The sequence below is a fragment of the Streptococcus ruminantium genome (assembly GCF_003609975.1).
Taxonomy (GTDB): Bacteria; Bacillota; Bacilli; order Lactobacillales; family Streptococcaceae; genus Streptococcus; species Streptococcus ruminantium.
This window is the reverse complement of the sequence record NZ_AP018400.1, coordinates 1827572-1852022: the sequence shown is the minus strand read 5'-3', so window position 1 is coordinate 1852022 and position 24451 is coordinate 1827572. Positions and strand designations below refer to the sequence as shown.

20 protein-coding genes are annotated in these 24451 nt (G+C 42.3%); 10 read left to right on the top strand and 10 right to left on the bottom strand.

Annotated elements, in window-relative coordinates; all coding sequences use genetic code 11:
• Positions 1-134: 134 nt before the first annotated feature.
• Positions 135-836 (bottom strand): GNAT family acetyltransferase, encoded by a 702-nt coding sequence (locus SR187_RS08745; RefSeq protein WP_120172275.1) that lies wholly within the window; start codon positions 834-836, stop codon positions 135-137.
• Positions 836-1174: a thioredoxin domain-containing protein gene (locus tag SR187_RS08740; protein WP_024531810.1), complete on the bottom strand. Its 339-nt coding sequence runs from the start codon at positions 1172-1174 to the stop codon at positions 836-838. The genes SR187_RS08745 and SR187_RS08740 overlap by 1 nt, the downstream gene beginning before the upstream one ends.
• A gap of 142 nt (positions 1175-1316) precedes the next feature.
• Here SR187_RS08740 and SR187_RS08735 point away from each other — a divergent pair, with 142 nt between their 5' ends.
• From SR187_RS08735 to SR187_RS08725, 3 genes are all read left to right on the top strand, one after another.
• Complete coding sequence (locus SR187_RS08735) at positions 1317-1775, top strand: CtsR family transcriptional regulator (protein ID WP_024531809.1); 459 nt, start codon at positions 1317-1319, stop codon at positions 1773-1775.
• A 5-nt stretch (positions 1776-1780) separates the two neighbouring features.
• Entirely contained in the window at positions 1781-4231 is a 2451-nt protein-coding gene (locus tag SR187_RS08730) for an ATP-dependent Clp protease ATP-binding subunit (protein ID WP_120172274.1), read from the top strand.
• A gap of 318 nt (positions 4232-4549) precedes the next feature.
• On the top strand, positions 4550-5044 hold the full coding sequence (locus tag SR187_RS08725) for an adenylyltransferase/cytidyltransferase family protein (RefSeq protein WP_024531807.1): 495 nt from the start codon (positions 4550-4552) through the stop codon (positions 5042-5044).
• Positions 5045-5324: 280 nt separating this feature from the next.
• Here SR187_RS08725 and dusB read toward each other — a convergent pair whose 3' ends face one another.
• The 4 genes from dusB to gshAB all read right to left on the bottom strand — a co-directional run bounded on the left by dusB (position 5325) and on the right by gshAB (position 13146).
• Positions 5325-6332 (bottom strand): tRNA dihydrouridine synthase DusB, encoded by a 1008-nt coding sequence (dusB, locus tag SR187_RS08720; RefSeq protein WP_120172272.1) that lies wholly within the window; start codon positions 6330-6332, stop codon positions 5325-5327.
• Entirely contained in the window at positions 6325-7191 is an 867-nt protein-coding gene (gene hslO / locus SR187_RS08715) for an Hsp33 family molecular chaperone HslO (RefSeq protein WP_120172269.1), read from the bottom strand. The genes dusB and hslO overlap by 8 nt, the downstream gene beginning before the upstream one ends.
• A 381-nt stretch (positions 7192-7572) precedes the next feature.
• Entirely contained in the window at positions 7573-10659 is a 3087-nt protein-coding gene (locus tag SR187_RS08710; protein WP_120172268.1) for a DUF6359 domain-containing protein, read from the bottom strand.
• A 255-nt stretch (positions 10660-10914) separates the two neighbouring features.
• The gene (gene gshAB, locus SR187_RS08705; RefSeq protein WP_120172266.1) at positions 10915-13146 is read right to left on the bottom strand and encodes a bifunctional glutamate--cysteine ligase GshA/glutathione synthetase GshB; all 2232 of its coding nucleotides are present in this window, start codon (positions 13144-13146) and stop codon (positions 10915-10917) included.
• 367 nt (positions 13147-13513) lie between these two features.
• Between gshAB and SR187_RS08700 the strand changes: the two genes are divergently transcribed.
• The 6 genes from SR187_RS08700 (at position 13514) to SR187_RS08675 (ending at position 20919) form a co-directional block, all read left to right on the top strand.
• Positions 13514-14806 carry an adenylosuccinate synthase gene (locus tag SR187_RS08700; protein WP_120172264.1) on the top strand — a complete coding sequence of 431 codons (1293 nt, stop codon included), beginning with the start codon at positions 13514-13516 and terminating at the stop codon, positions 14804-14806.
• Positions 14807-15096: 290 nt separating this feature from the next.
• Positions 15097-15420, top strand: a complete 324-nt coding sequence (gene yajC / locus SR187_RS08695) for a preprotein translocase subunit YajC (RefSeq protein ID WP_120172262.1) — start codon at positions 15097-15099, stop codon at positions 15418-15420.
• A 522-nt stretch (positions 15421-15942) separates the two neighbouring features.
• Positions 15943-16698, top strand: a complete 756-nt coding sequence (locus tag SR187_RS08690; RefSeq protein WP_024531800.1) for an isoprenyl transferase — start codon at positions 15943-15945, stop codon at positions 16696-16698.
• A 9-nt stretch (positions 16699-16707) separates the two neighbouring features.
• Positions 16708-17514, top strand: coding sequence for a phosphatidate cytidylyltransferase (locus SR187_RS08685; RefSeq protein ID WP_024531799.1), 807 nt, complete (start codon positions 16708-16710; stop codon positions 17512-17514).
• A 9-nt stretch (positions 17515-17523) separates the two neighbouring features.
• Positions 17524-18783: an RIP metalloprotease RseP gene (gene rseP / locus SR187_RS08680; RefSeq protein WP_120172261.1), complete on the top strand. Its 1260-nt coding sequence runs from the start codon at positions 17524-17526 to the stop codon at positions 18781-18783.
• A gap of 279 nt (positions 18784-19062) precedes the next feature.
• On the top strand, positions 19063-20919 hold the full coding sequence (locus tag SR187_RS08675; protein ID WP_120172259.1) for a proline--tRNA ligase: 1857 nt from the start codon (positions 19063-19065) through the stop codon (positions 20917-20919).
• Between the two features lie 170 nt (positions 20920-21089).
• Here SR187_RS08675 and SR187_RS08670 read toward each other — a convergent pair whose 3' ends face one another.
• The 4 genes from SR187_RS08670 to dhaK are packed head-to-tail and all read right to left on the bottom strand — an operon-like array spanning position 21090 to position 23756.
• The gene (locus tag SR187_RS08670) at positions 21090-21800 is read right to left on the bottom strand and encodes an MIP/aquaporin family protein (protein ID WP_120172257.1); all 711 of its coding nucleotides are present in this window, start codon (positions 21798-21800) and stop codon (positions 21090-21092) included.
• 9 nt (positions 21801-21809) lie between these two features.
• Positions 21810-22184, bottom strand: coding sequence for a dihydroxyacetone kinase phosphoryl donor subunit DhaM (gene dhaM, locus SR187_RS08665; protein ID WP_120172256.1), 375 nt, complete (start codon positions 22182-22184; stop codon positions 21810-21812).
• Positions 22181-22756: a dihydroxyacetone kinase subunit DhaL gene (gene dhaL, locus SR187_RS08660; protein WP_120172254.1), complete on the bottom strand. Its 576-nt coding sequence runs from the start codon at positions 22754-22756 to the stop codon at positions 22181-22183. The genes dhaM and dhaL overlap by 4 nt, the downstream gene beginning before the upstream one ends.
• 10 nt (positions 22757-22766) lie before the next feature.
• On the bottom strand, positions 22767-23756 hold the full coding sequence (dhaK, locus tag SR187_RS08655) for a dihydroxyacetone kinase subunit DhaK (protein ID WP_120172252.1): 990 nt from the start codon (positions 23754-23756) through the stop codon (positions 22767-22769).
• Positions 23757-23900: 144 nt separating this feature from the next.
• Between dhaK and dhaS the strand changes: the two genes are divergently transcribed.
• Positions 23901-24446, top strand: a complete 546-nt coding sequence (gene dhaS, locus SR187_RS08650; RefSeq protein ID WP_024531792.1) for a dihydroxyacetone kinase transcriptional activator DhaS — start codon at positions 23901-23903, stop codon at positions 24444-24446.
• The last annotated feature ends 5 nt before the right edge of the window (positions 24447-24451 follow it).

Below are 24451 nucleotides of genomic sequence, written 5' to 3'. Positions count from 1 at the left end.
AAAGGGAGTTCTTTTTTGTAAAATCGGTCCTAGGGCGGATGTCGGATATGCCTGGTTAGGTTATACTGATATCAATCCTAAATATTTTTCATAATCTCCTTAAAAAGCACCGGCCTTGTGGTCGGTGCTTTTTGTTAGATTTCTAAAATATAAGTATCCCAGCTAGACTTGTTTGGATGTCGAAATTGGTTAGCCAAGCGCATGGCGATAGGATCGCAGTCATCAGCCTCAAAGCTAATTTGCTCATACTGTTCAAATAGTTGGCAAATAACTGCTTGGATGAAGGAACCAAAGCTTTGTTCATCTTTTCCGCATACGTAGGCAATTTCATCGGTATCTATGAAGGCACAATTTTTTGAATCTGTATAAACCAGATCAGGTAAGCCTTTTTCAAATTCTTCTTGACTGGCAGTCCAAGGATTGATGTCTTGGTGGACTGTTTGATAGTGGTCAAAAATTTGCTGACAGGCTATTTGATAAGGTGCGGTGCCTTTGCGGACTATGCTTAAGTTGGAAGTGCCTGTCTGACTGAGATAGTCTTGTTTGGTCACTTCGAACTCATAACATTTCCGCTTGCAGACAAAGCCAGCTGCGGTAAGGAAATGGATTCTTTCCTGCTCTGCAGAGGAGAGCATAACTTGAAGAGGTTTTCCGCCTAAGGAAGTCTGTAGGGACTGGAAGAGCTGCTTTGCTATGGTGCAATCGAAATCAACCAAATCTAGTCGCAGATAGATATTGGTCTGGTGGTAGGGATTTTGGTAGCTGTGAATCTTGCCGAGTGGTCTTCCTTGATAAGAGATGTGGAAGGTGTTGGCTTGGTAGGAAATGTCTAGCATTAGTCTTGAATAAAAGCCGCAATTTCTTCTTCCGTCATGCTGGAGTCGCAGCGGACTTGGACGCCGTTTGCTTTTGCGACGAGAAGGCCTGGGACGGTAGGAACTTGGTAGTGGTCGCGAAGGGTCTGGAGTTCTGGACTGATTTGGCTGGAGTCGAGGAAGTGAACGGTCACTTGCTTGTCTTGGGCTACCTTATGAAGCTTTGGTGCGAAGCGGTTGCAGTAAGGACAGGTTGCTCGTCCGATGAAGAGGATAGCTCCCTCTTTGGCAGTTAGGAGGCTTTGTGCTTGCTCCACAGTCACACTTGTAAAATCTTGGATATAGTCTTGAAAGTTCATTGTTTTCTCCTTTTTCTTTTTATTATAGAAAAATTGGAGAAAGATTTCAAAATTCTGCTACGCTAGTTGCTAGGCTTTTGCTTTCAAAATTCGTCATTTTAAGGTATAATGGTCAAAGAAAGTCAAAGAAAGAGGCGATTCGATGGTGATGAAAAATACATCAGATTATATTGAAGAGCATATCAAGGCAATTTTGGAACAGGTCAGTGTAGCTGAGTTGCGTCGAAGTGAATTGGCTAGTCGGTTTGAGGTAGTTCCTAGCCAGATTAACTATGTGATTAAGACACGTTTTACAGCCAGTCGAGGTTATATTGTTGAGAGTAAGCGTGGAGGTGGTGGCTATATCCGTATTGGCCGGATTACATTTTCAGATAAGCATGAATTAGTGCATGATTTGTTAAAAAATATGGGAAGCCAATTGTCTGCTACGGTTTATGCGGACATCTTACAGCTCTTGTTTGATGAAAAATTGATGACGGAACGCGAAGGCAATTTATTCTTAGCTGCTGGAACTGATGAGGTTCTGGGCAAGGAAGCAGATAGTATTCGAGCACGAATGATGCGCCAGATTTTACGGCGTTTAGATAGGAAAGAGGATTAAGATTTATGAAGACTTCAATTGGTTTGCGACAGGCGCTGGAAGATGCACAGTTGGTAGCCCATCGTTATGCTTGTGATTATTTGGAAACTTGGCATCTACTCTTGTCTTTCGTGTTTAATCATAATACGGTGGCAGGAGCTGTTCTAGCAGAGTATCCAGTTTCTGTTTCAGACTATGAACATGCTACTTTTGTAGTGACAGGTAAGGTGTACCGTGAGGAGTTGAAGCCTCTTCGCATTTTACCATTGTCTAAGCGTTTGGATGAAACAACTAGTTTGGCTAAGAAGATTGCCGAAGTGCTCAAGGCCAAACAGTTTGGTACGGAACATCTTTTTATGGCCATGCTATTGGACAAGCGTTCCACAGCTAGTCAGATTTTAGATAAGGTTGGCTTTCATTTTGAGGACTCAGATGATAAGATTCGCTTTCTGGATTTACGTAAAAATTTAGAAGCTCGTGCAGGATTCTCCAAGGAAGATTTAAAAGCCATCCGTAGTGTTATGAAGGGGAGAAAGGCTAGACCAGCTAATGTGGGGCAAATGATGGGAATGCCTCCTACTCCTCAAAGTGGTGGTCTTGAGGACTATACTCGGGATTTGACAGCTTTGGCTCGTGATGGCAAGATAGAGCCTGTCATCGGTCGGGATGCGGAACTTTCTCGAATGATTCAAATCCTGTCTCGTAAAACGAAGAATAACCCTGTCTTGGTTGGGGAGGCTGGTGTAGGAAAAACAGCTCTTGCTCTTGGTCTTGCTCAACGTGTAGCAGATGGTGACGTGCCTACTAGTCTGCTTGATATGCGCGTCTTGGAGTTGGATTTGATGAGTGTCATCGCAGGGACTCGTTTCCGTGGTGACTTTGAGGAACGGATGAACAATATCGTCAATGATATTGAAGAAGATGGAAAAGTCATCCTTTTTATTGACGAATTGCATACGATTATGGGGTCTGGTTCGGGAATTGATTCGACGCTGGATGCGGCAAATATCCTTAAACCTGCTCTCGCTCGTGGGACTCTCCGGACAGTGGGAGCTACAACGCAGGGCGAGTATCAGAAGCATATTGAAAAGGATGCTGCCTTGGTTCGACGTTTTGCTAAGGTGACGATTGAGGAGCCAACAGTGGAAGATAGCATTGCTATTTTGACAGGATTGAAAGGAACCTTTGAGAAATACCATAAGGTCCGCATTGGGGAGGATACTGTTCGGGTTGCAGTATCTTATGCAAAACGCTATTTAACCAGTAAAAATTTGCCAGATTCTGCGATTGATTTGTTGGATGAAGCTAGTGCGACGGTTCAAAATCGTATCAAGGGACAGTCTACAGAAACAGGCTTAACCAGTTTGGATAAGGCTTTGATGGCAAGAAAATATAAGACCGTCAGCAAACTTTTACTCAAAATGAGGGAAGAAGATGAAACTAGTGAGGTTTATGACCTAGAAGTGACTGAAGAAGATATTTTGGAAACGCTCAGTCGCCTGTCAGGTATTCCAGTAGCTAAACTTAGTCAGTCAGAGACTAAGAAGTACTTGAGCCTTGAAGAGGAATTACATAAGCGTGTGATTGGACAAGATGCTGCTATTTCAGCAGTTAGCAGAGCTATTCGTCGCAATCAGTCGGGCATTCGTACGGGTCGTCGTCCAATTGGTTCTTTTATGTTCTTGGGACCAACAGGAGTTGGTAAGACAGAATTGGCTAAGGCCTTGGCTCAAGTACTTTTTGATGATGAGTCAGCCCTTATTCGGTTTGATATGTCCGAATACATGGAGAAATTCGCCGCTAGTCGCTTGAATGGAGCGCCACCAGGATATGTGGGTTATGAGGAAGGTGGCGAATTGACTGAGAAGGTTCGCAATAAGCCTTATTCTGTCTTGCTTTTTGATGAAGTAGAAAAAGCTCATCCTGATATTTTCAATGTTCTTTTGCAGGTATTGGATGACGGTGTCTTGACCGATAGCAAGGGACGCAAGGTTGACTTCTCCAATACCATCATTATCATGACTTCCAACCTTGGGGCAACAGCCTTGCGTGATGACAAGACAGTTGGTTTTGGAGCGCTTGATTTGTCGCGTAGCCATGAACATGTGGAAAAACGAATCTTTGAAGAACTCAAAAAAGCCTACCGTCCAGAATTTATCAACCGTATCGATGAAAAGGTCGTCTTCCATAGCCTGACAGAAAGTCATATGCAAGATGTTGTCAAGGTTATGGTACAGCCATTGATTGCTGTGGTAGCAGATAAAGGGATTAGGCTCAAGCTTCAACCATCAGCGCTTAAACTGCTTGCCAAAGAAGGATATGATCCGGAAATGGGAGCTCGTCCACTCCGTCGCTTACTACAAACCAAATTGGAAGATCCCTTGGCGGAGATGCTACTTCGTGGAGAGCTACCTACTGGTTTAACCTTGAAGGTTGGAGTTAAGGGAGCTCAGATTAGGTTTGATATTGTGAATTAAGTAAGCTGTGCTATAAGATAGATAAGGAATGGCGCAGGGATTGGGCTTGAACATCTAGCAGGCTCTCGAACAAAACTTAGATTTGGTAGTTTGGGAAGTTCGTATTCCAATTTTGAAGTCTGAAATATTCATTCCTATACTAATGAGTATGGTTTTCAGATAGTGGAATGTTTCAGTCCTGCTTATCAAGTGAGGGAGGTCCCTAATTTTCCAGATATGGAATGATTTTCCGTGCTGAAAAGTGAGTGTGACAAAAAGGTGAGAATCAACTTGCCTTTTTCTCGGTTATATATGAACATAGAAGATAAAAGGTGAGGTATGCAGAAATCAGTTGCGGTTGTTTTTGGGACATTTGCACCTATGCATAAGGGACATTTAGATCTGATTGAGCGAGCAAAGGTCGCTTGCGGTCGAGTGTATGTAGTGGTTTCGGGCTACGAGGGGGATCGTGGGGATAGGATTGGTATGAGTCTATCACAGCGATTGAACTGTATCCAGATACAATTTGAAGCTGATAGTCGAGTAACGGTTTGTGCCTTGGATGAAACGGACTTGCCCCCCTACCCACATGGTTGGAAACAATGGCTGAATCGATTGTTGAACTTGCTTGAATTGACAAGTATGGAACAACCTATTTTTTATGTTTCTGAGGAAGAATATGCCCAAGAGCTAGAAAATAGGGGGTATCAAGCTGCTTGTAGTCCGAGGAAGTTCGGGATTTCTGCTACTATGATTCGGGAAAATCCCAAAAAATATCTGGAGCAAATAGCTCCTGCATTTCGTTCCTTTTTTAGAGAGAAGCAAGGAACTTGAAAAATTAGTTTCTGGCATATAAAAATGGATATCCCCCATTGAGGGAAGCTATTTTTATCTTTAGGAATTGTCTTGTTCTAAAAAATGAAAAAACACAGGAGAAATCGGATTCTTGAAGTAGACCAAGCCAATTTCTTCGGTGTTTTTTATTGGTTACATTCTTTGAGAAATACTCAGACTTCGTTGGCTTGGATTGATGAACTTGCGTTTATCTATACTCCTAAGGCCTGATCTGAGTTTGATTTTCATTGAGTATTCGTTTTGTATAGGTTTCTAGTTTCTATTCTTTTTTGTATTTTTTATGATAAGCTAATCTAGCTTGGTTGAAGAGCTCTTGGACTTGCTCAATGGACTCTGCTCGTGCAACAGCGGCACGGATTTTTGCAGCACCGGCAGATCCACGGAGATAATGGGGAGCTAGTCCACGAAATTCCCGGACGGCAATGGATTCGCCTTTGAGCTTGGTCAAGCGGCTTAAGTGTTCGAAAGCAACATCAAGCTTATCTTCAAAAGAGAGGTCTGGTAAAACTTGTCCTGTTTCGAGATAATGATTGATTTGGTTAAAGATATAGGGATTGCCCATGGCGGTTCGTCCAACCATGATGGCATCGGCCCCGATTTCTTCGATACGCTGACGAGCATCCTGAACACTACGAATATCACCGTTTGCGATAAATGGAATACTAGTCAGGCTAGCAGCTACTTTGGCTAATGTTTCCAAATCAACGGTTCCTGTGTACATTTGCTCGCGAGTCCGACCGTGCATGGCAAGTGCTGACACACCAGCACTTTCTGCTGCCAAGGCATTTTCAACTGCTAGGTCTGGATTGTTCCAACCTGTTCGCATCTTGACTGTCAAAGGAATGTCTAAGACGGAGGTTACCTCCTTGATAATATGGTAAATCTTGTCTGGGTCTTTGAGCCATTTGGCTCCGGCTTCGTTTTTGACAACCTTATTAACAGGGCATCCCATATTGATGTCTACGATGTTGGCCTTGGTATTGGTTTGAATGAAATCCGCAGCACGCTTGAGTCCTTCAGCGTCGCCACCGAAAAGTTGGATGGACATGGGGTATTCGTTGTCGTCAATATGAAGCATATGAAGGGTCTTTTCGTTGTTATAAAGGAGCCCTTTTTCGGAAATCATCTCCATGACAACCAAGCCAGCTCCCATTTCCTTGGCGATGGTACGGAAAGCGGAGTTTGTCACACCTGCCATCGGAGCTAGTACACAACGATTGGGGATTTCAACATCGCCAATCATGAAAGAAGTATTAAGGTTAGCCATTGATGAGTTCCTCCAAATCTTGTTCGTCAAAGTGATAATGAATCTGGCAGAATTGGCAGGTAATATCTACCCCCTTGTCTTCTTCTTTCATTTCTTGCAGGTCGGATTTCGGTAGACTAGCTAGAGCATCAAGAAAGCGGTCTTTTGAACAATCGCAGACAAAGCCAATTTCTTCTTCTGATAGACGTTTGAAGTCATCATCTCCGTAAATGGCAGACAATAGGGCTTCAATGTGGTTTTCAGAAGCTAACAAGCCTGAGATGGCAGGCATTTCTTGGATACGTTTTTCAAATTGAGCAATCTCTTCTTCTGTTGCTCCTGGTAGAACTTGAAGTAAGAAACCACCAGCAACCTTGACCTTATCTTCTTCGTCTAGCAGGACATTGAGTCCCACCGCCGAAGGTGTCTGTTGGCTGTCAGTCAGGAAGTAAGCAAAATCTTCACCGATTTCACCCGAAATTAGAGGTGTCATTGAATTGTATGGGTGGCCGGTTCCATAGTCGGTGATAACCAGAAACTGCCCGTTGCCTACTAGAGGACCAACAATCACTTCACCTGTTGCGGTCCGTTTATAATCCAAGTCAGGATTTTGTATATAGCCTTTGACCTGTCCTTGGGTATTGGCTACTGAGATAATCGCTCCCATTGCACCGCTAGCTAAAACTTTTAGAGTGATTTTGGTATTGCCTTTTTCATTGGCTGCCAAAATCTGATTGGCAATCAGAGTCCGACCAAGTGCTACGGTTGATGAAGCCATGGTATCATGTCTTTCCTGAGCCGTCTTTACGGTTTGTGTGCTATCGAGTACGTAGGCCCGAAAATGGCCACTGTTTGATAATGTTTTAATAAGTTTATCCATAGGGATTATTATAGCATAAGTCGGGGTAGAGGAGGTAGAAAAATGAGCTTGGAAAAATCCAATCTCATTATTTACTGTTCGTATCGCGCTTTTGGCACAGTGAATGGCTTTTACAATTTAGTAGACTGTTAAGTTGGAGAGATGTATGAGGAAAACCTTCATAATTTGTGCTTTCTACTTCAAAAGTTACCGTATAAAAATGGAGCGAATTTTGTTCGCTCCATTTCTAATCATCGAAAGGTTTTCTAATCTCTTGAAGTTATGTGAGAGTAAGAGTTGAAAGGGTCTAGGAGTAGACCGTTTTAGCTCGACAACTAAAATAGAAAGACTAGTTGGCGAACTTTTTCTATCTGCCGAGTTATTTCTTGCTCCCAACAATACTTAGGGGTCTTTCCGACTGTTGGTGAAGGCAAGGCTCAAGGTCAAAAGACCGAGGGAAATCAGAATAAAGCTAGTTTGCTGTCCGGTTCGTGGAAGAACTTTCTTTTGAGTGGCTTTTTTGTCTGTTCTTATTGTAGTAGGGTTAGTGATTTGCTTATTGGATTTATTGGTATCCTTATCTTTAATACCGACATTTGTGTTATCCGTATTAGGTTTAGAATTTTTGGTATTTTCACCTGTATGATTGTTGTCCGGTGCTGGATTAGCTGGTTTTTGGGCTTTTGTAAGATCAAGCTGGACTAATAGCGGGTCATGGTCAGAAGCTCTGCCATGTTCTTCCATAAAGGCAGAATTAACGTGGACCATATCAAAAGCGTAACGGTTCAATAAGTTTGTAGAAACCAGTATATTATCCAGCGATTGGTTGTTGCCATTGTAGAAGTAGGAGAAGCGATCTGCTGCATCATGACGACTCACGAGGTTAGCCATACCACCAGTTTCTATAATTTCAACTGTTTTGCTAAATTCATAATCGTTAAAATCGCCTAACATAACAATATTGGCATTTGGATTTTGAGCCAGACCTGTTTTTGTGAAATCAGCGAGTAACTGTGATAAAATATGGCGTTTTGCTTCGGAAGCAAAGGAAACAGGTTGAACTTTTCCGTAGAGACCGTTGTCTCCCCGTTTTGAATTGAGATGGTTGGCAAGAACGATTACCTTTTCTCCTTTGAAGATAAATTCAGCAGCTAGAGTTTTGCGAACAGCAGTCCAAGCAGGATTTGTTGGAGCAATTCGACCCAGGCTGAGGTTGAGTTCTCCATTTTCCCAAGCTACAGCCTGGGTTGCAGTACCGATAGGTTTATCAGAGAGGCTGACGCGGTTTGGATTGTAGAGGAAACCAACACGAATATTTCCACCTTCTTGTCCACCGTCTTTGTTATTTTCGGGAGCAATATCAGCGTAAGTATAATCAGGTCCTCCGATGGCTTTGATAGCAGCGATTAGGCGAGCGGCACTTTGACTTGCATCGGTTGTTCCGTCATTGGTCGCACCGTTGTTGTCCTGTACCTCAATCAGACCGATAATATCTGGAGAATGGAGATCGGAAACAAAAGACTTAGCAATGCGTTGAACTTTAGCATCTGAGGTAGACTTGCTATTGGCAGAGAAGTTTTCGATGTTGTAAGAAGCGATGGTTAGTTTGTCTTCGCTTGAGACAATGTGGGTTATTTCAGGTTTTGTAGGTCCTTCGTGCAGAGCAGGTAAGGTACTATCATCCACATACACCTTGTAGTTGGTGTAGGAATAAGTGACAGGTCCTACAATACGACCAGTGAAGTAATCTCCTGATTTGATGATCTGTTTTCCATTTTTTAGAAGAAGCGGGATGATATTGGTATTATTACCATCAGGGCGTAAATTAACACCGCCAACGTTGTTTAAAATAAATGGACTGTTGGCAGGAGTAACATAGATTTCCTTGTGTTTCATAGGTCCAAGGATCTTGGCATCGTCTACTGCTACAACCATTCCCTCAAGAGATTCCCAAAAGTCAAGTGCATCTTGTTCAGGATCGAATTGAGCAAAGCCATCGTTGTCAATAATATCTGCTGGAATGTTTCTATCCTTACCGATTACTACCGGCGCCGGAACCGGTGCATTCCCATCAACAGTGACTTTATTTGCACGGATTTGGGTGATGGTCAAATCCGTTTTATCACGTTCGGCATAGCCTTTTCCTAGGTATTCCTCAACCCTACCCGTGATTGTCAATACGTCTCCAACCTTAACTTGGGTCTTCAATTTATCAGTAAAGATATTGATTCCATCAGATGTCTTTGGATCTCCATCTGGTGTAATGTCTTGAACGTAGAAGTTATTGGCAGAAGCAACGTAGGTCACTACAACGTTTTTAATAGTAACTGATTTATTGATGAAGGGAGATTGGTGGCTGGCGCCTTGAATCTGACCTACAGTCACACTTTCAGTTTTGCTAGGTTCTGTTTCAGTCGGTGCTTTTTTGAGTACTTCAAAATGTGTAAGGTCAAATGGTTTGAGTTGCACCTTGCCATCATACGTGGAGAGAATAGCGGTTAGATTGATTTTATCGCCCTTGCCAACATGATTTAAAAGCTCGGCACTCTTAATCCCAGTTCGGCTATCCAAACGCACTTCAACAGACTGCCCTTGCGAATCTGCAACGGTAAAGGTTGAATTTTGGTAGCTGTCACTTTGTATATCACCGACTGTTACATTTTTTAGAGCAACCAATGTTGCTTGCTGATTGGTTGATAATTGAGCGATACTTGTTTCCGCAGTGGGAGTATTGATGGCTTCAGATATTTTTTTGTGCTGGCTAACTTTAGTTAATTGAAGTTCACCGTGGAATCCACCGAGAGTTCCTGTCAACTGGACTGTATCGCCTAGTTGATAGCCTAAGGCAGAACCAGGATAGACGTAGATTCCAGCTCCATCAGCTCCCTGAAGATAGAAACCATTGCCGCCCCAACCGTTGACTCGACTGATGATTTTACCAGAGACGGTGTATGCTGTCCCTTGCTTTCCTGAACGAACTGTAGTAAGCGGAGTAGAAGCTAGACTACTTGCTTCTTCTGGTAACCCTTTGTCAGCTACTGGTTGAATAGTTGCTGAAGAATTGTCAACGATTTCAATGCTTGTAGCTGGCTTAATCCCAGCTCGTTTCATATAGGTGTCGCTAGTTCCTGTGATACGGACCAGTTTTCCAATCAATTCTGGATGATCAACGAGGTTGAATTGGGAACGCAGCGGCTCTTTTAATTGAACAGGAATGGTATTAGAAGCGGCTGTGTCCATACTAGCTCCGAGAGCAAGATTGGTCTTATTACTTGAATCAAAAGCTGTTCCACTACTGTTGAGTGGAGCAATAAGATAACCTTGTACAGTCACTTCTGACTTTGTAGTGGCAAGCGTTGGATAGTTTTCTATCGCTACCTCAGTGGCATGGACAGAGGCTATGGTTGAGGAAGTTAAGCTGAATAATAATCCAGCCGTCACCACTATAGAACCGACAGTAGAGAAGAGAGAGCGTTTTCTAATCTTCATACTAAAACTCCTTTTATCTGAATGATGCTGTAGAAACATCTGTAGTTCTGATATATATAGTTTAACAAAAAATAAGTCATTTTGGATATGTTTTTTTAGATAAAATCCGTATTTTTTGAAAATAAATAAAAAAATATAAAGAAAATAGTTGAAATTGGAGTGAAAAACGAATGAAAAACAAATAAGGATGGGAAAACATCTCATAAAAAATAGAAAAGCACCGAGATAGTAGAAAAGTATCTCGATGCAAAGACATCATAGTTCTGGGAATAATTTTTTCAGTATTTTAGAAGTGATAACCTGTCCTGGGCCAGCATAGGTATAGGTGTGCAGGTACATGGCCGGATTAAAATTTAGCTCGATACAGGTACAGTTTGGCTGCTCTTTGGTTGATACTTGATTCAAGTCAGGAATGATCAGGTCTACACCGCAGACCCAAGCTCCCATGGCCGTTGCCATGTCTGCTGCTAATTGCTTGTAGCTATCATCCATCTGGTCGGTCACGTCAATAGAATCTCCACCGGTTGAAATATTAGAATTACCACGCAGAAAGGCCTGACTTCCCTTTGGCAAGATGGTTTCTGGCTGGTAGCCTTGCTGTTCCAATGTCAGGAGTTCAATGGCACCTAGATGGATTATTTCAAGAGGAGAGCGATGATCATAGCCACGAAGTGGATCCTGATTCTTTTTCTCAACCAATTCACGGATGGTAGAATGTCCATCCCCGACTACATTGGCTGCGACGCGAAGGAGGACGGCCTCGCATTTACCATCAAGGATAAAAAAGCGGTATTCGGTACCTGCGATAAACTCTTCCACCAGCACATGCTTATCTTCTGAAAAAGCGATATCTAGTGCTTTTTCATAGTCTGATAGACTGGCTGGCTCTTGGAAGATGGAAATACCTAGACCAAAGTTGGTTGATTTTGGTTTGACAACAATGGCAGAGCTAGCTATTTGTCCATAATAACGCAGGGCATCGGATTTGTTAGAAAATTCTGCTCCCGTAGGTACTGGAAAACCGGCCTGGTCCAAGATTTTCTTGGTAACTACTTTGTTGGCCATGGCTAGTGGAATGACGTAGTTATCTTTGGAAGTCATGTTACCATTTTTGATATATTCGACATGGTTGCCATGCCAAAGTTTGAGAAACTGGTCTTCTTCGTCCATAATCTCAACATGTAAGCCTAGTTGAATAGCATCAAAGAGGATCATCTGGGTTGAGAGTTCCATGTTTTCGTAGCCTTTTAGAGCATAGGGGGCCGTCCAAGCATAATCATGAAAAGCTCGGCCTTGCTGCTGACCAAATGTTTCCAAAGAGTCGTTCTCAACTAGCTCTGCTATTCTTCCAGAAAGGGTCAGACGAGGGTCGAGAAGAGCCACCTCCACCTGAGCGATGAGCTGGCTATAGTAATCATCTAGTCCGAAGTGAGTCACGATAGCCTTCATAGCAGTTAGGATAGGAGTGGTATCCGCTTGGACTGGTAACGGACTGTATGGATGACTAAGAGCAATCAGATTATTCAATTGCTCGGCTTCTGCTAAAGCAGTATCAATGTCTCCTAGTTGGTCTAACCAGAGAAGAGCTAAGATGAATAAGTGAACAGTATCAAGAGTTTCTTGACTAATAGCAAGTGGATCAAAGGGGTTGAGATCAAATGTACGAAATTCCAAGTAAGAGATCCCCTCACTGAGATAGTCTCGGCTCGTTCTGGCACCTCTCAGACGGACAGCTGAGTAAAATTCCTTTTCAGCAGAGAGTTGTCCAGTCGCCACAGCCTGTTCAATGTCGGATACGTACTTTTCTAAAGAAGAAAAAGAAATATGTATATCCTCTGCATTGACATAGCCATATTTAGAGTTACGGATAGAACGAACACAACCGATATTATCTTTAAAAAAACCTTTTTCTGCCAGACAGCTTGCTCCATATAGATAAGTTAAGAACCAGCGGTAGTTGAGGAAATTTTGTGCCAATTTGAGATAAAGAGCGTTCTTAAAGGCAACAAAATCTGTTTGTTCACTTACTTCAAAGAGTTTTTGAGTTAGGTCTTTGCCCAGCTCGAAGTTATAATGAACACCAGACACAGACTGGAGGAGCTTGCCATAGCGTTTTGCCAAGCCGACCCGGTATTGATACTCATAGTCGTCTTCCAGTTGAGCAATCCGAATATCCTCTTCTGTGACAATAGGTGGCATGGACAAGGGCCAAAGGTATTCATCTCTATCCATAGAACGGGCAGCCACATCCGTAATAGCTTCCAAAAATCGTCGAGCTTCTCTGGTCGAGTGAGCTATAGGTGTAATCAATTCTAACTGTGACTCACTGTAATCTGTCTGGATATAGGGATGAAAAGAGCGAGAGCCTAGTTCGGGGGGATGAGGTGTCTGAGCTACCCGATTTTCTTGATTGATGCGGAGAGATTCGCGCTCAATGCCAAAGGTAGCTTGAAGAATAGGGCTATTTGAGGGTAATTTGTGTAACATACTGAATCTAGATCCTTCATATTTTCTGTTCTGTCAATTCTTATTCTCATTTTATCTAGATTGGCAAGCAAATACAAATTTTTGCTACGTTTTTCTAAAAATGGAGCTTGCTACTAACGAGAAGAAAAGGACTTCGGGAATCTGTACCAAAAACTAAAATAATCGAGCAACAAACGCATATTCAATCGTTTTTTAGAGTGAAATGATTTAAAAATATAAAAAAAGTCCGTTATTTGCAAATATATTTAAAAATCTTGAAAAAATGTTCGTTTTTTGGTAGAATGATGTGTGGAACGAAACTTGTGGGTGAAATTCCCGCCAGAAGTAGAAGAAAGGCTGAACCGTATGGTTCAGAAAAAGAGTGGATATGACATCAGTAGTTGTTGTAGGAACCCAATGGGGCGATGAGGGTAAAGGTAAAATTACGGACTTCCTGTCTGCTAATGCCGAGGTCATTGCACGCTATCAAGGTGGTGATAATGCAGGACATACTATTGTGATTGATGGTACCAAGTACAAGCTGCATTTGATTCCGTCAGGAATTTTCTTCCCAGAAAAAATTTCGGTCATCGGTAATGGTGTAGTTGTCAATCCTAAATCGCTGGTAAAGGAGATCAACTATCTCCATGACTCAGGTGTGACGACTGATAATTTGCGCATCTCAGATCGTGCCCATGTTATCTTGCCGTATCATATCAAGCTAGATCAGTTGCAAGAAGAATCCAAGGGTGATAATAAGATTGGTACGACCAATAAGGGAATTGGTCCTGCCTACATGGACAAAGCAGCACGTGTGGGAATCCGTATTGCCGACCTCTTGGATAGGGACATTTTTGCAGAGCGCTTGCGGATCAACCTAGCTGAGAAGAACAGACTTTTTGAAAGAATGTACGACTCAACACCGATCTCATTTGATGAGATTTTTGAAGAGTACTATGCTTATGGTCAGGAGATTAAGAAGTATGTGACTGATACCTCTGTCATTCTTAATGATGCCTTAGATCAAGGTAAACGTGTCTTATTTGAGGGAGCTCAAGGGGTAATGTTGGATATTGATCAGGGTACCTATCCATTCGTTACTTCTTCCAATCCAGTTGCTGGCGGTGTAACGATTGGTAGCGGTGTTGGTCCTAGCAAAATTGACAAGGTTGTCGGTGTATGTAAGGCTTATACGAGTCGTGTCGGTGACGGCCCATTCCCAACAGAGCTGCACGATGAAATCGGCGATCGTATTCGCGAAATTGGTAAGGAATATGGTACGACAACAGGTCGTCCACGTCGAGTGGGTTGGTTTGATTCAGTTGTGATGCGTCACAGTCGTCGTGTATCAGGTATTACCAACCTTTCTCTTAACTCTATTGATGTTCTGTCAGGACTTGAAACACTGAAAATCTGTGTGGCGTACGACCTTGATGGAGAACGCATTCACCACTATCCAGCAAGCTTAGAACAACTCAAGCGCTGCAAGCCAATCTACGAAGAAATGCCGGGTTGGTCAGAAGATATCACAGGTGTGCGTAGTTTGGATGAGTTACCAGAGGCGGCTCGGAATTATGTCCGTCGCATCAGTGAGTTGGTCGGTGTACGTATCTCAACCTTCTCAGTAGGACCTGGTCGTGAACAAACCAATGTTCTTGAAAGTGTCTGGAGCGTAAAATAATTGTATTGAGACTGGATGAAAGTCCGGTCTTTTTGTTACGGTTGTTTGGTCATTTTATTATCATGATATTAGCTCCTTTTGCTGACTCTAAGGTGTATTCAAGCATTATATTTCTCATCCTAAATAATCTGTCGCCTATTTGGGTAGCAACTTAGCTTGCCTTGTTTGATTTTTTCGTATTCAATAGCTATTGTATTTAATGTTAAAAGTATTATGCCTTAGCCCAACTTTGCTTTATTACTTATATTCTGGTATAATCAAGACTATCAAACAACAAAAGGGGTAAGCAAATGCCAAATTTATTTTTACCGCTTGTCATGGTTGCCATGATTGGCTTTATGTTTTATTCGCAACGCAAACAACAAAAACAGCGTCAGGAAGCACTCAGTCAGATTAAAAAAGGTGATGAAATTGTGACGATTGGTGGCCTATTTGGGATTGTTGATGAAATCAACGATAAAAAGGTCGTTCTTGATGTAGATGGTGTCTATTTGACTTTTGAACGTGGAGCGATCCGCAATCGAGTGGCGACTGCCAATACAGCTCCTGTGATTGCAGAAGAGACAGTGGTTGAAACAACAGAAGCAACTTCAGCATCTGTCATTGAAGAGTAGGTATTAGAAACCGAGGGATTCAGTTAAGGTCTTGCTCCAATATTTATTGGATAAGGCCTTTTCATTATGTGACTTTTAGTCCGTCACGCTCTGTAGGGGACGTGACGAAGGTTATACAAAAAAAACAAACGCAATACAATAAAGGTGTTTAAGCAATTGTAAAGCGAAAGGAGGAGAAAAATTATCCAGTGGATGATTTCTTCATGAGCTTAAATTTAGAAAGTGAGTTATACATCGTATAGCGTTTGATTCTTGGGTGTTAAAGAGTACGAAGATCCATTTTCAGATGGCAGTTTTAGAACAAGATAAAAGCCCGTTGTTGTGAGCATTAGTCAAGTAATCGTAGCACTAACCTGAACGAAGTTCAACGAACGTCTTTAGACGTCGCTGGAGAGAATGGACTACAGCCAATGTACAAGCCGCCCGTTTTCACGGGTGGCTATGACTCTAGCCTTATCCAAATTTTGCTATCCTCACTAGAAATATGGTATAATGAAACGATCATATATTGAGGAAAATAGCATGTTTACGTTTAAGTTTAAAAAGAAAGAAAGCATTGAGACAGCGATTGAAGTCCCTAAGCATATTGCAGTCATTATGGATGGCAATGGTCGATGGGCAAAAAAACGGATGCAACCCCGCATTATGGGGCACAAGGCTGGTATGGATGCTCTGCAAAAAGTTACCAAAACAGCTTCGGAACTGGGAGTAAAGGTCTTGACAGTCTACGCTTTTTCTACGGAGAATTGGTCTCGGCCGGAAAAGGAGGTAAAGTTTATCATGAATCTTCCTGTTGAATTCTATGATAAATATGTCCCCGAACTCCATGCCAACAATGTCAAAATTCAAATGATCGGTGACCATTCTAGATTGCCGGAAGCAACTTTGGGCGCCCTTCGGAAAGCAGAGCAGAAAACTAAGAATAACACAGGTTTGATTCTTAATTTTGCTTTGAATTACGGTGGTCGTGATGAAGTGACAAAAGCAGTTAAAGCAATTGCTCAGGATGTGTTGGATGCCAAGTTTAATCCGGGGGATATTGATGAGCAATTGATAGCAGATTATCTTTATACAGGCGGTCTTTCGCCGGTTCTTCGTGACCCAGATTTGGTGATTCGGACTAGTGGTGAGATTCGGCTTAGTAATTTTTTGCCCTGGCAAACAGCTTACAGCGAGCTTTATTTTACCGATATTGCTTGGCCGGATTTTGACGGGGAGGCTCTTAAACTAGCAATTAGAGAATACAACCGACGCCACAGACGTTTTGGCAGTGTGTAAGGAGAACGTATGACAAATGATTTACAGAAACGAGTGATTTTTGGTGGGATAGCCCTTGCTATTTTTCTTCCCTTTTTATTGAAAGGTGGAATGGTTTTTCAGTTTTTCGTAGGGCTACTGGCTATTATAGCGACAGCTGAATTGATAAAGATGCATCGTCTTGCTCCAAATTCTATTGAGGGAGTTTTAGCTATGTTGGCTAGTCTTGTATTGACTCTTCCCTTGCAGAATTACCTGACCTTCCTGCCGACAGATGGAAATTACACTGCCTATGCCATTGTGATTTTCCTTCTTTTAGGTTCAACAGTTTTCAATGTCGGTCGCTATCATTACTCGGATGTGGTCTTTCCGATTGCTTCTAGTTTCTATGTAGGAATTGGTTTTCACAGCTTGATACTGGCGCGCATGGATGGCCTTAATAAGGTTTTCTTTGCTCTGTGTATAGTTTGGGCAACGGATATTGGTGCTTACCTTGTCGGGCGAAAAATTGGTCGGAGAAGACTATTGCCAAAAGTATCCCCAAATAAGACTATTGAAGGTTTTGTGGGAGGAATCCTCTCTGCTGTGGTTGTAGCCCTCATCTTCTTGCTACTTGACAAATCCCTGCTGACAGGGTATTCTTTGGGCATGATGTTGGGATTTGTTGCTATTTTTTCAGTTTTTTCACAATTTGGCGATCTAGTTGAAAGTGCTCTAAAACGTCATTTTGGTGTCAAAGACTCTGGCAAGGTGATTCCGGGGCATGGTGGTATCTTGGATCGCTTTGACGGCATGATTTTTGTCTTCCCAATTATGCACTTCTTTGGATTATTTTAAGGAGATTCTATGAAGGGAATTTTAGCATTTATATTTATATTTGGTGTAATTGTGGTTGTCCATGAATTTGGTCATTTCTATTTTGCTAAAAGGGCCGGTATTCTGGTAAGAGAATTTGCGGTTGGAATGGGACCTAAAATTTTCGCTCACACAGGAAAAGATGGGACCCTTTACACGATTCGTATGCTGCCTCTTGGTGGCTATGTCCGAATGGCCGGATGGGGTGAGGATAAGACGGAGATTAAGACGGGAACTCCTGTTAGTCTCAGCCTGAACGAGACTGGTGTTGTCACTCGGATTAACTTGTCTGGTAAACAGCTTGACAATCTCGCCTTACCTATGAGTGTAACCAGTTTTGATTTTGAGAAACAGTTAGAAATCACAGGGCTGGTATTAGAAGAAAGTAAAACGTATAAGGTGGACCACGATGCAACCATTGTAGAGGAAGATGGAACGGAAGTTCGTATTGCTCCATTAGATGTGCAATACCAAAATGCAACCGTCTGGGGACGCTTGATGACAAATTTTGCTGGTCCTATGAATAACTTTATTTTGGGAATTGTAGTCTTTATCCTGCTGATGTTTATGCAGGGTGGAGTAGCAGATATCTCCAACAATGCTGTGACCATTACTGACGGTGGTGCTTTACAGGCAGCTGGGCTAGTTACCGGAGATAAGATTTTATCTGTTAATGGTGAGGTGACTAGCAGTTACAAACAAGTTGCTACCATCATCAGCGCTGCTGCTAAAGAAGCAACTTCCGCTCCGAGCTTTCACCTAGTGGTTGAGCATGAAGGAAAAACTAAAAATGTGACAGTAATTGCTGAGAAGGTGGATGGTGCATATCGGATTGGTATTTCACCCATCTTGAAGACAGGTTTCTTTGATAAGGTTATTGGAGGAATTCAGGAAGCCGGAGAGAGGGCTCTTTTAATTGTTACGGCATTGAAAAATCTAATTGCCCATTTTGATGTTAAGCAATTAGGTGGTCCTGTCGCTATTTACAATGTCAGCGCACAGGCTGCTGAATTTGGCTGGACTTCCGTACTGGGTCTGATGGCTATGCTATCTATCAATCTAGGTATTTTCAACCTTATCCCCATTCCAGCCTTGGACGGTGGGAAAATTGTGATGAATATCTTGGAAGCTATCCGTAGAAAGCCATTAAAACCGGAAATAGAGTCCTATATTACACTAGCGGGTGTTGCTTTTATGGTAGTTCTTATGCTAGTAGTGACTTGGAATGATATTTTGAAGGTTTTCTTTTAGACGGATGAAAAAGGAATGAATGCGATTCTGCTATTTTTCGGAATTGAACATGGGCTGAAACTTGTGTAAAAAGAGACGCGGCTGTCTCAACTATACCTCAAGGTGTAAGTCATTTTGTATACAAGCATCTGGCTCTATGTTCTTCTAATGATTTAAAGATGAAAGGAGATGAATGCGTGTTAAAAACTTTACGAAAAAGATAAACCTATTCAGTGCCTACAGGCTCCGAGTTAGGCTCCTTATTTTCGTTTTGTTTTCTTGACGCACTTATACTTAACTATGAAACAATCCAAAATGATTATCCCTACATTGCGGGAGATGCCTTCTGATGCATCGGTGATTAGCCACGCCTTGATGTTGCGAGCGGGTTACGTTCGCCAAGTTTCGGCTGGTATTTATAGCTATTTGCCACTTGCTAACCGTGTGATTGAAAAAGCCAAAAAGATTATGCGTGAGGAATTCGACAAGATTGATGCCATTGAATTTTTGGCACCAGCTCTTTTGTCTGCTGATATTTGGCGTGAATCTGGTCGTTATGAGACTTATGGTGATGACCTTTACAAACTCAAAAATCGTGAAGGTTCAGATTTTATTTTGGGACCGACTCATGAAGAGACGGTGACCCTTTTGGCGCGTGATGCGGTGCAATCATACAAGCAATTGCCACTTAACATCTACCAAATCCAGTCCAAGTACCGTGATGAAAAGCGTCCTCGTAACGGTCTACTTCGTGGGCGTGAGTTTATCATGAAAGATGGCTATAGTTTCCATGCTAGCTATGAGAGTTTGGATCAGACTTATGACGATTATAAACAGGCCTATGAAACTATCTTTACTCGCGCTGGATTGGAATTTAAGGCGATTATTGGTGACGGTGGTGCCATGGGTGGTAAGGACAGTCAAGAGTTCATGGCTATTACTCCAGATCGTACTGACTTGGAGCGCTGGGTGGTATTAGACAAGTCAGTTTCCTCTTTTGAAGAAATCCCAGAGGAAGTTCTGGAGGCGATTAAAGCAGAGCTTTTAGCTTGGGCTGTTTCTGGTGAGGATACTATTGTCTATTCTAGTGAATCAGGATACGCTGCCAACTTGGAAATGGCGACAAGTGAGTACAAGCCACGGACAGTCGTTGTTACCGAAGAGGACTTGGTAAAAGTTTCAACACCTGATGCGAAAACGATTGATGAAGTTGCAGCCTTTTTGAATGTCTCAGAAGACCAGACTATCAAGACCATGCTCTTTATGGCAGATGGTGAGCCAGTTGTTGCCCTTCTTGTTGGTAATGATCAGGTTAATGATGTTAAGTTGAAAAATTATCTCGGAGCAGATTTCTTTGATGTAGCTAGTCCGGCTGATGCAGAAAAAATCTTTGGAGCAGGTTTTGGTTCGCTTGGTCCAGTAGGATTACCAGCAGATGTGAGGATTATTGCTGATCGTAAGGTACAGGATGTGAAGAATGCTGTAGTCGGTGCAAACGAAGATGGTTTCCACTACACAGGTGCTAATGCAGGTCGTGATTTCCAAGTGACAGAATATGTTGATATTCGTGAGGTAAAGGAAGGGGAGCCTTCACCAGATGGTCGTGGTGTTCTCAACTTTGCGCGTGGTATCGAAATCGGTCACATTTTCAAACTTGGCACACGCTACTCAGATAGCATGAATGCTACTATTTTAGATGAAAATGGCCGTTCAATGCCAATGATTATGGGATGCTACGGAATCGGGGTTAGCCGTCTTCTATCGGCAGTTCTGGAGCAACATGCTCGTCTCTTTGTCAATAAGACTCCAAAAGGTGAATACCGTTATGCTTGGGGGATTAATTTCCCTAAAGAATTGGCTCCGTTTGATGTCCATCTAATTCCATTCAATGTCAAGGACGAGTCTGCTATGGAGTTGACCCAATCAATTGAAGCAAGTTTGATTGGAGCAGGCTACGAAGTCTTGACGGATGATCGTAATGAACGCGTTGGTGTTAAATTCTCTGATAGCGATTTGATTGGCTTGCCAATTCGTGTCACTGTTGGTAAGAAAGCCGTTGATGGAATCGTTGAAGTGAAAATCAAAGAGACAGGTGATACTGTTGAAGTTCATGTTGATCAGTTGCTTGAAACACTACAAATTCTAACTAAGGAATAAGAAAAAAGGAGTCAAGAAAACTCCTAAAAATAAAAAGGTCTAAAATCAAGTTGCTTAAAACATTGATTTTAGACCTTTTCTATTGCGATCAGTATTGTATTGTTGCTATAGCTTGAGCTTCTTCCAGTTTAGACCTGCTTGTCAATACACTCAGTTTTGATTTCAATTTATTACAACATATTCAAGAGTAGTGTGTAGAGACCTGCTCCAATAATTCCTCCCAAGATTGGACCAACAACTGGAATCCAGCTATAGGACCAATCGGAGTCTCCTTTATTAGGGATAGGAAGTAAGGCATGAATGATACGTGGTCCTAAGTCACGAGCAGGATTGATTGCATAGCCTGTTGTTGAGCCTAGAGAAAAACCGACAGCAAAAACAATGAAACCAACGATAATCGGACCAAGTCCAGCGCTGACCTTGTTTGGTCCAATTGCGAGGATTCCGATTACCAATACAGCGGTTCCAAGGATTTCTCCAAGCAAGTTTGAAGGAGTGTGACGAAGGGCAGGACCAGTTGCAAAGGTTCCTAGGATAGTAGCGCTATCTTTGGTTTCTTGCCAATGTGGATAGAAATGTAGATAGAGGACGACGGATGCCAACATGGCACCTGCAAATTGAGCTAGTAGAAAACCGGGTACCTCTGTCCAAGAAAGGGAACCAATGCTAGCCATGGCGATAGTCACTGCTGGATTGAGGTGGGCAGGGCTAAAAATACCTGATGCGTAGGCAGCGATGGTTACAGCGACTCCCCAGCCGAGGACAATCGTTAGCCAACCGCTATTTTCTGCCTTTGTTTTGGATAAGATACATGAGGCGACGACCCCATTTCCCAGCAAGACCAATAAGAATGTGCCAAGCAATTCTCCGATAAGATTCATAATAACCTCCTATTTATTTATTGTAAGTTCCTTTAATTGTTCAAGGATTGTGTCTAAATCGGCACCTGCTTGTAGCAGCGCAGCAGCGATGTAGGTTCCTTCTGCGACTGGAACTGTTTGTATGAGAATCTGTTTGTCTGTAAATTCTGCTGCTAGTTCGATATTCATCCGAGCGCTTCCTAGGTCAAAGAAGGCTAGGAGGGTGTTAGCTGGGTTTTGTTCAATGCGATCTTGAACGATCTCAAAACTAGTTCCAATACTGCCATCTTCCAGACCTCCACAATGGGTGATGGAAATATCTTTTGCTACTTCAGACACCAAATCAACAATGCCTTGTGCCAGATTTTTGGAATGTGAAACGAGCAAGATTCCAATGTTTGTCATAGCACAACCTCCAACATCGCCTCAAATAAGAGTCCTGATGAGAAGGAGCCAGGGTCAATGTGGCCGATTGAACGTTCGCCGACATAGGAAGCTCGACCCTTGGTTGCAATGATGTTTCGTGTGCCTTCAACAGCTTCTTGGATAACATTAAGAGAGAGGTTTTCTGCCTGCAAGGCGCTGATGACTGGAATCCAAATATCCACCATTGTTTTTTCACCCAATGCGGCCTTTCCTCTTTTTTGAATCATCTCTAAACCTGCTTGTAAGGTATCAGCTAAACTGGCTCCGGTTTGACAAGCTTTGGTAATTCCCATAAAAGCAGAACCGTAAAGTGGACCGGAAGCACCTCCTACCTTGCTGAGTAGCTGCATGGCAACGACTTTGAAGACCTGATCGGCTGTTTCGTATTCTTTTACAGATAACTCTTGCATGACTGCTGCCATGCCACGTGCCATATTGCCACCGTGATCACCATCTCCGATCGGAGAATCAAGTTCGCTCAGGTAATCTTTGTTGGCTTGTATTTTTTCGTTAAATTTCTCCATCCAAAGTAATGCAGTTTTTGTCTCCATAGTCTGTCTCCTACCAAGCAACAACATCAACAGGAGCCTGTAGGGCTTCGAGCCAGCTTGGGTCTTCTAATTTAATCAGCGTCAACGAAAGACCTGCCATGTCGATAGATGTCATATAGTTGCCAATTTTTCTATAGTCGACAAGGATACCTTTTTCCGTTAATAGCGTAGCGACATCATTGGCAAAGATATATTGTTCCATCAGTGGTGTAGCACCAAGTCCATTGATGAGGAGACCATAGTGTTCACCTGTTTGAATATTGAAATCTTGAGCTAACTTTTCAGCTAGTTCTTCGGCTAGTTTAGCAGATGATTGTAGCTTTTCTTTTTTATAGCCCGGTTCGCCATGGATACCTACACCATATTCAAACTCATCTTCTTCTAGAATGAAACCAGGCTTTCCAACTTCTGGGACAGTTGCACCGGATAAGGCAAGACCGATTGTTTTTATCTGCGGTACAAGACGATCAGCTAGAGCTTTGATAGCTGTTAAAGATGCTCCTTGTTCTGCTGCATGACCGAGGATTTTATGGACGAAAATAGTGCCTGCTACCCCTCTTCGACCTTGGGTGTAGAGACTATCTTCTACAGCAATATCATCATCTACCACGACACTAGCGACTTCAATACCTTCCATTTCAGCTAATTCTTGAGCCATTTCAAAGTTCATGATATCACCAGAGTAGTTTTTTATCACCATAAACACACCGGCGCCTTCATCGGCAGCCTTGATAGCCTCTAAGATTTGGTCTGGTGTTGGAGAAGTAAATACTGCGCCACAGACAGCGGCAGAAAGCATACCCTTGCCAACAAAGCCTGCGTGAGAAGGTTCATGCCCAGAGCCACCACCTGAAATAATACCGACTCTACCCGTTTTTTTATCCTTTCGAACAATAATGTCAAATCCATCGATGCGCTCTATGATATTTTGGTGCATAAAGGCGAACCCTTTCAACATGTCATCTACGACCCGTTCAGGTTGGTTTATAATTTTTTTCATCAGAAAACCCCTTTGTTTTGATTGCGCTTTCATTATAAGGTTTTCCAAATAAAAATGGAAGGGACAGATTATCAAATGTGTCCCTTTTGTTTTCAAGTCAGGCATGATAGGTTATAATGAAGAGGTATCGAAAGGAGGTGACTCATGCCAACTTCGTTAATTACTAAAAAAAGGATAGCCAAGGCTTTTAAAAAGCAGTTATCAATCAAGTCTTTTGATAAAATTTCGGTTGTTGATATCATGCAAGAAGCTGAGATTCGTCGTCAAACCTTCTACAATCATTTCTTGGATAAGTACGAGTTACTGGACTGGATTTTTGAAACAGAATTACAGGAACAGGTAACGGATAATTTGACCTACATCAGTGGGCTAAAATTATTGGATGAGTTGCTCTATTATATTGAGCACAATCAGGTTTTTTACAAACAGCTTTTTGAGATTAAGGGGCAGAATGATTTTGTGAGCTATTTGGAAGGGTATTTTAAAATTTTGATGGAAAAGATTATCAACGAATATCAGCTCCAAGGAGGGAAGCATGTTTCTGAAAAGGAGAGACAGTTTTTGATATCCTATCATTCCAGTGCATGGATTGGAATGATAAAGGAAGGTCTGTCCCAGTCACCTTGCCAGATTCAGAGCTATTGGAAACAAATGGTAGCAGTAGTTTTAGCCTCATTTTCAACCTTGTAGGAGTA

Bases quoted from the DNA above. Each gene is read 5' to 3' on its own strand.
- SR187_RS08675 (WP_120172259.1), top strand. From the start codon at position 19,063: ATGAAACAATCCAAAATGATTATCCCTACATTGCGGGAGATGCCTTCT.
- SR187_RS08725 (WP_024531807.1), top strand. From the start codon at position 4,550: ATGCAGAAATCAGTTGCGGTTGTTTTTGGGACATTTGCACCTATGCAT.
- SR187_RS08710 (WP_120172268.1), bottom strand. From the start codon at position 10,659: ATGAAGATTAGAAAACGCTCTCTCTTCTCTACTGTCGGTTCTATAGTG.
- SR187_RS08670 (WP_120172257.1), bottom strand. From the start codon at position 21,800: ATGAATCTTATCGGAGAATTGCTTGGCACATTCTTATTGGTCTTGCTG.
- SR187_RS08735 (WP_024531809.1), top strand. From the start codon at position 1,317: ATGGTGATGAAAAATACATCAGATTATATTGAAGAGCATATCAAGGCA.
- dhaM (WP_120172256.1), bottom strand. From the start codon at position 22,184: ATGACAAACATTGGAATCTTGCTCGTTTCACATTCCAAAAATCTGGCA.
- hslO (WP_120172269.1), bottom strand. From the start codon at position 7,191: ATGGATAAACTTATTAAAACATTATCAAACAGTGGCCATTTTCGGGCC.
- gshAB (WP_120172266.1), bottom strand. From the start codon at position 13,146: ATGTTACACAAATTACCCTCAAATAGCCCTATTCTTCAAGCTACCTTT.
- SR187_RS08740 (WP_024531810.1), bottom strand. From the start codon at position 1,174: ATGAACTTTCAAGACTATATCCAAGATTTTACAAGTGTGACTGTGGAG.
- rseP (WP_120172261.1), top strand. From the start codon at position 17,524: ATGAAGGGAATTTTAGCATTTATATTTATATTTGGTGTAATTGTGGTT.
- yajC (WP_120172262.1), top strand. From the start codon at position 15,097: ATGCCAAATTTATTTTTACCGCTTGTCATGGTTGCCATGATTGGCTTT.
- SR187_RS08700 (WP_120172264.1), top strand. From the start codon at position 13,514: ATGACATCAGTAGTTGTTGTAGGAACCCAATGGGGCGATGAGGGTAAA.
- dhaK (WP_120172252.1), bottom strand. From the start codon at position 23,756: ATGAAAAAAATTATAAACCAACCTGAACGGGTCGTAGATGACATGTTG.
- dhaS (WP_024531792.1), top strand. From the start codon at position 23,901: ATGCCAACTTCGTTAATTACTAAAAAAAGGATAGCCAAGGCTTTTAAA.
- SR187_RS08730 (WP_120172274.1), top strand. From the start codon at position 1,781: ATGAAGACTTCAATTGGTTTGCGACAGGCGCTGGAAGATGCACAGTTG.
- dhaL (WP_120172254.1), bottom strand. From the start codon at position 22,756: ATGGAGACAAAAACTGCATTACTTTGGATGGAGAAATTTAACGAAAAA.
- SR187_RS08690 (WP_024531800.1), top strand. From the start codon at position 15,943: ATGTTTACGTTTAAGTTTAAAAAGAAAGAAAGCATTGAGACAGCGATT.
- SR187_RS08745 (WP_120172275.1), bottom strand. From the start codon at position 836: ATGCTAGACATTTCCTACCAAGCCAACACCTTCCACATCTCTTATCAA.
- dusB (WP_120172272.1), bottom strand. From the start codon at position 6,332: ATGGCTAACCTTAATACTTCTTTCATGATTGGCGATGTTGAAATCCCC.
- SR187_RS08685 (WP_024531799.1), top strand. From the start codon at position 16,708: ATGACAAATGATTTACAGAAACGAGTGATTTTTGGTGGGATAGCCCTT.